13 protein-coding genes are annotated in these 6946 nt (G+C 68.1%); 4 read left to right on the top strand and 9 right to left on the bottom strand.

Going from position 1 to position 6946, the window contains the following annotated elements:
* Positions 1-88: 88 nt before the first annotated feature.
* The 9 genes from ABZX40_RS39505 to ABZX40_RS39545 all read right to left on the bottom strand — a co-directional run bounded on the left by ABZX40_RS39505 (position 89) and on the right by ABZX40_RS39545 (position 4586).
* Entirely contained in the window at positions 89-568 is a 480-nt protein-coding gene (locus ABZX40_RS39505) for a hypothetical protein (protein WP_355750291.1), read from the bottom strand.
* 47 nt (positions 569-615) lie between these two features.
* Positions 616-1944: a histidine--tRNA ligase gene (gene hisS, locus ABZX40_RS39510; RefSeq protein WP_355750288.1), complete on the bottom strand. Its 1329-nt coding sequence runs from the start codon at positions 1942-1944 to the stop codon at positions 616-618.
* A 152-nt stretch (positions 1945-2096) separates the two neighbouring features.
* Positions 2097-2297, bottom strand: coding sequence for a DUF397 domain-containing protein (locus tag ABZX40_RS39515; protein WP_355750286.1), 201 nt, complete (start codon positions 2295-2297; stop codon positions 2097-2099).
* Between the two features lie 16 nt (positions 2298-2313).
* A complete protein-coding gene (locus ABZX40_RS39520) occupies positions 2314-2523 on the bottom strand; it encodes a DUF397 domain-containing protein (RefSeq protein WP_355750283.1) in 210 nt (69 codons plus the stop codon).
* Between the two features lie 171 nt (positions 2524-2694).
* Positions 2695-2895, bottom strand: a complete 201-nt coding sequence (locus tag ABZX40_RS39525; RefSeq protein ID WP_355750281.1) for a DUF397 domain-containing protein — start codon at positions 2893-2895, stop codon at positions 2695-2697.
* 15 nt (positions 2896-2910) lie between these two features.
* The gene (locus ABZX40_RS39530) at positions 2911-3111 is read right to left on the bottom strand and encodes a DUF397 domain-containing protein (RefSeq protein WP_355750278.1); all 201 of its coding nucleotides are present in this window, start codon (positions 3109-3111) and stop codon (positions 2911-2913) included.
* Positions 3112-3127: 16 nt separating this feature from the next.
* Positions 3128-3334 (bottom strand): DUF397 domain-containing protein, encoded by a 207-nt coding sequence (locus tag ABZX40_RS39535; protein ID WP_355750275.1) that lies wholly within the window; start codon positions 3332-3334, stop codon positions 3128-3130.
* Between the two features lie 200 nt (positions 3335-3534).
* The gene (locus ABZX40_RS39540; protein ID WP_355750272.1) at positions 3535-3750 is read right to left on the bottom strand and encodes a DUF397 domain-containing protein; all 216 of its coding nucleotides are present in this window, start codon (positions 3748-3750) and stop codon (positions 3535-3537) included.
* Positions 3747-4586, bottom strand: coding sequence for a helix-turn-helix transcriptional regulator (locus ABZX40_RS39545; RefSeq protein WP_355750269.1), 840 nt, complete (start codon positions 4584-4586; stop codon positions 3747-3749). The genes ABZX40_RS39540 and ABZX40_RS39545 overlap by 4 nt, the downstream gene beginning before the upstream one ends.
* A 104-nt stretch (positions 4587-4690) precedes the next feature.
* Here ABZX40_RS39545 and ABZX40_RS39550 point away from each other — a divergent pair, with 104 nt between their 5' ends.
* The 4 genes from ABZX40_RS39550 (at position 4691) to ABZX40_RS39565 (ending at position 6749) form a co-directional block, all read left to right on the top strand.
* Positions 4691-4957 carry a hypothetical protein gene (locus tag ABZX40_RS39550; protein WP_355750266.1) on the top strand — a complete coding sequence of 89 codons (267 nt, stop codon included), beginning with the start codon at positions 4691-4693 and terminating at the stop codon, positions 4955-4957.
* Positions 4958-4998: 41 nt separating this feature from the next.
* Positions 4999-5532 carry a hypothetical protein gene (locus tag ABZX40_RS39555; RefSeq protein ID WP_355750263.1) on the top strand — a complete coding sequence of 178 codons (534 nt, stop codon included), beginning with the start codon at positions 4999-5001 and terminating at the stop codon, positions 5530-5532.
* Positions 5533-5733: 201 nt separating this feature from the next.
* The gene (locus tag ABZX40_RS39560) at positions 5734-6225 is read left to right on the top strand and encodes a MarR family winged helix-turn-helix transcriptional regulator (RefSeq protein ID WP_355750260.1); all 492 of its coding nucleotides are present in this window, start codon (positions 5734-5736) and stop codon (positions 6223-6225) included.
* 32 nt (positions 6226-6257) lie between these two features.
* Positions 6258-6749 (top strand): SgcJ/EcaC family oxidoreductase, encoded by a 492-nt coding sequence (locus ABZX40_RS39565; protein ID WP_355750257.1) that lies wholly within the window; start codon positions 6258-6260, stop codon positions 6747-6749.
* Positions 6750-6946 lie beyond the last annotated feature (197 nt).

Genomic DNA, 6946 nt, shown 5'->3' on the forward strand with positions numbered 1-6946 from the left:
CGGAGGAACTCCCACTCCTCATCAGACAGCTCATGACGACGTATCACCCGACCATGATCCACCACGCAAGATCAATTGAAGACACGCCCTAGGCCGCATGCCACCGTTCGGTGTTGTCCTGGAGCCGTGCGACGTAGCCGCGCGTCATCTCGTAGAACGCCCGTACGCCGTACTCCTTCATATAGCCCCAGTTGAATTCGAGGCTGCGGAGCACGACGGGGAACGGGTGGAGGGCCTGTGTCCGGCCCCATGTCCCCAGCACGTCCTGAACGTCCAGCCTGGTGGCTCGCTCGTTCAGGACGTCCCACATACCGGATGCGTCATAGTCGCCGAGCACCTGGTCGAGAATGCCCGCGCAGCGAAGAAGGTTGGCCTTCTTCGCGTCGAACACGCGAGAGACCTCTCCACGCGCTGCGTCCGTGCCTTCTTTGCGCGCTGTGCTGATGGCGCGGGTCAGTTCCGTGCTGAGGGCCGCCTCGTCACAGAGGGAGTCCCCGAAGCTGAGCCAGGGGTCCGGAAATCCCCGCTCGGCCGTGATCCGGAAGATTCGATCGCCTTGCGTTCCCATCCACTCCTCCTCGGAACGAGTCGGCAGCGGAACAGGGCCGCTGCGCGTCAACTGGAGGGTGCACACCGCCGGAAAAGGTCTTCGGCGGCCTGATCGAACGGGACCTGGACCTGCTCACCGCTGTCCATGTCCCGCAGCGTGACCGTACCGGCCTCTCGCTCGGCCGCGCCGTAAATCACACAGAACCGGGCCCCCTGTTCGCCGGCCCACTTCATCTGTTTGGCGAACTTCCCGCTTGACCCCAGATAGACGCCCGTGCGGACTCCGGCACGGCGGATCTGGGCCGCCAACCGGAAGCTGCCGGCGGCCTGCTCCTCCCCCATGACCGTGACGGCCACGTCGATCTGCGCATACGGGGCCTCCTCGGCCTGCGAGAGCAGGGGCAGGATGCGCTCGATGCCCAGGGACCCGCCGCAGGCAGGTGCGTCCTTGCCGCCGAGACGTCCGATGAGACTGTCGTACCGCCCTCCGGATGCGATCGACCCGGGCACGCCGGGAGCGACCACCTCGAAGATCACTCCGGTGTAGTAGTCGAGTCCGCGTACGAGGTTCGGCGTGAATCCGATCCGCTCCGCAGGGATCGTGTCCTTGGTCAGCTCCAGCAGCCTGTCCACCTCGGCCAAGCCTGCCTGACCGGTTTCGCTGGACTTCAGCCGCGTCCTGACCCGCTCGACCGCATCGGATGCGGTGAGATCGTCCACCAGACCCTGGGCCATCTCCTGTGACAGGCCGCGACGGGCCACCAGCTCGCTCACCACGGCCTCCGGCGCGAGTTTGTCGAGCTTGTCGAGGGTGATCAGCGCGCCGGAACCAAGCTCGCCGGGAACCTCGTACGCCTCCAGCAGGCCGAACAGGGCATGCCGGGAGTTCACCAGGAACCGGAACTCCGGCACGCCGAGCGCGTCGAGCGCGTCGTGCAGAGCCAGGACCACCTCGGCGTCCGACAGGGGTGAGGACGAGCCCACGATGTCCAGGTCGCACTGGACGAACTCCCGGAACCGCCCCTTGCCCGGCCGGTCCGCTCGCCAGACCGGCGCGATGGCGTACCGCTTGTACGGCGAGGGGAGCTGGCTGCCGTATGCCGCCGCCGCGCGGGCCAGGGGGACGGTGAGGTCGTAGCGCAGCGCGAGATCGGCCTCCCCGCTCGCTTCGTGCTCGCCGCGTCGGAGAATCTTGAAAATCAGCTTGTCGCCCTCGTCCCCGTACTTGCCGGTGAGGACGTCCAGCCGCTCGAAGGCAGGCGTCTGGAGCGGCTGGAACCCGTAACGGGCGAACACCGTGCGGATCGTCGCGAACGCGCGCTCGCGCCGCTCGTACTCCGCTGCGAGGAAGTCACGGGTCCCGGACGCGGGGTCGAACTGCTTCAAGGAGGCCATGCGGGACATAGTCCCGGACGCCGGTGGTCGAGGGCAAAACGCCTCGGGTCGTGTCCCGCCCTGTGGTGACGGCCCGTCAGATGCCCCGTCAGATGCCCGACCCGGGCCCCGCCGGAAGCGAACGGGGCACGGGGTTGTGCGGGGCGGTTCTTCTACAGGTCGACGGACCGGGCGAGCGCGACCAACCCGGCGAACGCGCGGACGGAGACTTTCAGAACGGGGCCGTCCGGGCACTTGCTGTCCCGGACCGGGACCACGCCGGTAGCCATTGCTCGCGCGGGGGCCCACTCGACGCAGTTGCCGCCGTTGTTGCTGTAGGTGGATGCAATCCAGTTGCGCGGTTCAATGCTCACAGGGTGCTCCTCCTCGTTACCGGTCAGCCGACCGAGCGAGCGCGACCAGCCCAGCGAACGCGTGGACGGAGATGCTCAGAACAGGGCCGTCCGCGCACTTGCTGTCCCGGATGGGGACCATGCCGGTGGTCATCGCGTGCGCGGGGGCCCACTCGACGCAGGTACCGCCGCTGCCGCTGTGGGAGGACTTGACCCAGTGCAGCGGGGGCGCGTTGGTCTTGGCCATCACAGAATGCCCTTTCATAGCCGCGAGCATGGAGCGATCTGGAGCGCGGAGTGGGCGTCCCGGCGGACTCCGGCAACCGCCGCCGCCACTACGGAGGCGGGTCGCCGATTGCCCGAACTCCGCCGTTTCGGAGGGTGAGGTAGGGCGGGCCTGGTGCTGTGCAGTGCGGTTCTACCTGTCGGCGGAACGGGCGAGCGCGACCAACCCGGCGAACGCACGGACGGAAACGCTCAGAACAGGGCCCTCCGCGCACTTACTGTCCCGGACCGGGACCATGCCGGTAGCCATCGCTCGCGCGGGGGCCCACTCCACGCAGGACCCGCCGTTGTTGCTGTAGGTGGATGCGATCCAATTGCGTGGTTCAGCGATCATGGGGTGCCCTCCGCACTACAGGTCGGCCGACCGGGCAAGCGCCACCAGCCCGGCGAACGCACGGACGGAAACGCTCAGAACAGGGCCCTCCGCGCACTTACTGTCCCGGACCGGGACCATGCCAGTAGCCATCGCTCGCGCGGGGGCCCACTCCACGCAAGTCCCGCCGTTGTTGCTGTAGGTAGAAGCGATCCAGTTGGGTGATTCAGTGCTCACAGGTTCTCCCTCCGCACTACAGGTCGGCCGACCGGGCGAGAGCCACCAACGCGGCAAACGCGCGATCGGAGATGCTCAAAGCAGGGCCGTTCGGGCGCTTGCTGTCCCGGACCGGGACCACACCGGTAGCCGTCGCGTGCTCTGGGGCCCACTCGACGCAGGACCCGCCGCTACCGCTGTACGAGGACTTGACCCAGTTGAGAGGTACGGTCCCAGTCGTCACAGGCTGCCCTTTCCTGCCTCATTGGGCACGACCACCGGGCCGCCTGTGGGACGACCTCGGCCTTTGAATGAGGGTAGGCACACTCACCGGCAGGGGGACCGAAGCGGACGCATACGGCCGAAAGAAGCGCTCCGCTGAATCTGAGCCCCGCCGTTCCGGAGGATGGGGAACGGCGGGGCCTGGTGCTGTGCGGTGCGGTTCTACAGGTCGGCGGACCGGGCGAGGGCGACCAGTCCGGCGAACGCGCGGACAGAGACGTTCAGAACGGGGCCGTCGGTGCGCTTGCTGTCCCGGACCGGGACTATGCCGGTGGTGGTCGCGTGCGCGGGGAGCCACTCAACACAGGACCCGCCGTTCTGCGTGCTGTAGGAGGACTTGACCCAGTGCAGCGAGGGAGAGTTGGTCGCGGGTATCACATACTTCCCTTTCGTAGCTCTTCGATCATGGCGACCGATTCCGCTTGTGAGGCTGCCTCGATCTGTAGTTGATGGTAGTTCCTCATCAACGGCACTACGGAAGACAGCTCGCGGTCCAATTGGCTCTGAGTCTGTGACTCGACGTAGGACATCAGTGACCTATCCGCCAGCGTCAAGAGGTGAACCAACCGAATGAACGGCGTCCGTCCCCCCATAGAGAACGGGGCGATCTGGAACGACGTATTCGGCTCCTTGGCGAACTCGATGAGCCGCGCAAACTGAGCCGCCATGATGGCGGGTCCCCCGATAGGTCGCCGGATGCAACTCTCATCCAGTACCGCGAAGATGATCGGCGGCGGCGTCCGGACCAGTGCGGCTTGCCGTTCTATCAGGAAGTCAACTCGCTCAACCGCTTGCTCGGGCGCGATGTCGCCGCGCTGCACTGAGAAGCCTGCCAACGCCCGTGCGTACTCCTGAGTCTGGAGTGGTCCGGGAATCACCCCCGATTCGAAGATCCGGATCTCGGCGGCCCGACCTTCGTACCCGACGTACTCCGGGAAACCTTCCAGCAAGCTGCCGTTGTGCATCTCGTGCCACTGGCGTTCGAACGTGTCTAGCGTACCCGTCAGGCCAAAGGCCCTGTCCGCAGCTTTCGCGAAACGTAAAGATGGCATCTTCCGGGCAGTTTCGACACCCGAGATATGCCCACTGGTCACACCCATCGCGGCGGCAAGATCCTCTTGCCGCCAGCCACGAGCCTCACGTGAGCTGCGCACACGCGCACCGAACGCCGCCTGCGCACTGCTCTCCGGATCCAACTCCTTGCGATTGACCATCCGACCCCCAACTTACTTCGCCGCCATGCCACGTTGAGCAAGTCCTGAGCCTAGGCCACTCTGACTCCACCTGGTAGCGAACCCGCTACGGAGAGGAGTCCCCCATGCCCGACAGGAACGTATCGGAACACCCCAACCCACCCCAACTCAGCGTCGGCGACCTCGCGTTCGACACCCGTACCAGAGCCCTCGGCGTCGTCATGGACACCGGCGCCGACCCGGGCAACGGCCTCTACTCGCTCCGCCCGCCCCACGGCGGCACCGAGTGGGACGCCTCTCCCGCCGACGTACGCCCCGCGACCGTCATCGACCAGCTCCGGCCCGCCCTCACCGAGGTGAACGCCCGCAGCAGCGGGGGCGGAGCCCGGTGAACCCCGCCGCTTACTGGGCGGAGATCACAGCGGAAGGGCCTGTGTACGGTCGGGACGAAACCGCCCGTACCGTCCTCGCCGAGTTCGAGAGCCCCCTCCTCCACACCACCGCCCGCTGGCTCGCCGCCCAGGCGCTCCGCGTCGCCGACCGGCTGGACCCCCACCCCGGGGAGTCACCCTGGTGCCCCGCCGGCGCCCTGCGAACCGTCGCCGGGGCGGAAGGCGACGTACCGACCCTCCTGCGGCAGTGGGCCGGATCGGACGACGAACAGCGGGCCGTAAGCGAGCAGTTGGAGGCGGGTGACCCCTTCGCGCTCATCGTCGGTGACCACACCGGGCTCTACGTCCTCGCCCTCTGGCCCGTATCCACTCCCCGGACCCCACCGACCCCCCACCCCCGCCACGCCCGTCCCCGCACACCATGGCTACGACCCGCTCTGCACGAGTTGCGCACCCGCGCCCTCGCACTCATCCGGGGTTTCCGCGAGAACACCCGGCTGCCGCTGACTGACGGGCGGCGAGCCCGGGGGACCATCACCCTCACGGAGACCCCATGCCCACCCTCGGCCAACTGACCGCCGCGCAACCCGGACCCCCCGACCCCGAGCCTGCGGGACACCCTGCACACCAGGGCCGCACGCGGCGACATCAGCGGAGTCTGCACCGCACGCGACCTCCGCTCGTTGCACGAGAACCGCGCCCATCGGAGCCGTCCCGGCACGCGCGGTTCCTGAGACGGCATTCCGGGCGGGGTGCCCGAAGGTAACGTCGGGATCATGGATCCTCGAACCCCCACCACCACCGACCAGGCCCCCGCCGACCCCGCCGCCACCGATGACATGCTGGCCAGTCAGCCCATCGGATACTGGACCGGCCAGGCGCACTCCGCCGTCACCCGGCACCTGCGGGACGCCATGGCCGAGATCGATGTCACCCAGCCTCAGTACTGGGTGCTCAACAGCGTCAAGTACCGTCCCGCCGCGCCGAGCCGCGATGAAGTGGCCGCGCAGTTGCTGACCTTGGCGGACGGGCCGGATGAGATACCTCGCGCCATCGCCCAGTTGCTCCACCGTGGGTGGCTGCGGGGCGACGCCGGACAGTTTCTCCATCTCACCGACGCCGGAGAGGCCGCCAGGGCGCGGCTGCGTGAGTTGGTGACCGGGCTCCGGGCCGTGGTCCATGACGGCATCGGCGACGAGGAGTATGTGGCCGCGCTGACCGTGCTGCGCAGGATGATCTCCAATGTCGAAGCTGCTCGGCGGGCTTGACCTCGACCTTGGTTGAGGTTGTTGGGTAGGTGGTGGCGGCAGTCGTCGCCGCCACCGCGCAGCAGTCCGCGACCGAGAGGGACACCGTCATGAGCAGCAACGTTCTGGTAGTCGGGGCGATTTCGCCCAAGACGCAGGCCGCGGTGACCGGGGTGGTGAAGGGGCTGGAGCGTGCCTTCAACACCAAGGACGCCGTCGCGCTCGGCGCGCGCTTCACCGAGCACGCCTCCTGGACCAACGCGATGGGCAGGCGGCTTGATGGGAGGGAGGCGATCGTCGCGTTCAGTGGCCCGGCGATGGAGGGCTTCCTGCGGGATTCCTTCGCCCGGTACGAGGTGCGCAAGATGCTGGAGACCGGACCCGGGGTGATCGTGGTGAACGTGATCCAGACGCCCACCGACAGCGCGGGCGAGCCCGTTCCCGGGCCGCAGGGAGTGGCCCTCTATGTGATCACCGGGCAGGGGGAGGACTGGCTCATCGCGGCCGGGCAGAACATGGCCGTCGAGACCTCGCCGGCTGCCTGAAGCCCCGGCCGGAGGGGGGTTGTGCAGCTCGCGGACCCGGGCGCGGGGCACGTCCGGGAGGGTGGGGTCGGCGAGGGCCTCGGAGAGGGAGCGTTCGCCGTCGCGGTAGAGGCCCACCCAGGCGTCGGCGGCGACGGCGAAGAGGTCGCGGCGGGTAGGGGCGGGAGTTGCTCGGCCCGCAGGCGACCCGGGCGTGG

It is taken from the genome of Streptomyces sp. NPDC004610, assembly GCF_040609715.1.
Classification (GTDB): Bacteria; Actinomycetota; Actinomycetes; order Streptomycetales; family Streptomycetaceae; genus Streptomyces.

Bases quoted from the DNA above. Each gene is read 5' to 3' on its own strand.
- ABZX40_RS39505 (WP_355750291.1), bottom strand. From the start codon at position 568: ATGGGAACGCAAGGCGATCGAATCTTCCGGATCACGGCCGAGCGGGGA.
- hisS (WP_355750288.1), bottom strand. From the start codon at position 1,944: ATGGCCTCCTTGAAGCAGTTCGACCCCGCGTCCGGGACCCGTGACTTC.
- ABZX40_RS39520 (WP_355750283.1), bottom strand. From the start codon at position 2,523: ATGGCCAAGACCAACGCGCCCCCGCTGCACTGGGTCAAGTCCTCCCAC.
- ABZX40_RS39525 (WP_355750281.1), bottom strand. From the start codon at position 2,895: ATGATCGCTGAACCACGCAATTGGATCGCATCCACCTACAGCAACAAC.
- ABZX40_RS39545 (WP_355750269.1), bottom strand. From the start codon at position 4,586: ATGGTCAATCGCAAGGAGTTGGATCCGGAGAGCAGTGCGCAGGCGGCG.
- ABZX40_RS39550 (WP_355750266.1), top strand. From the start codon at position 4,691: ATGCCCGACAGGAACGTATCGGAACACCCCAACCCACCCCAACTCAGC.
- ABZX40_RS39560 (WP_355750260.1), top strand. From the start codon at position 5,734: ATGGATCCTCGAACCCCCACCACCACCGACCAGGCCCCCGCCGACCCC.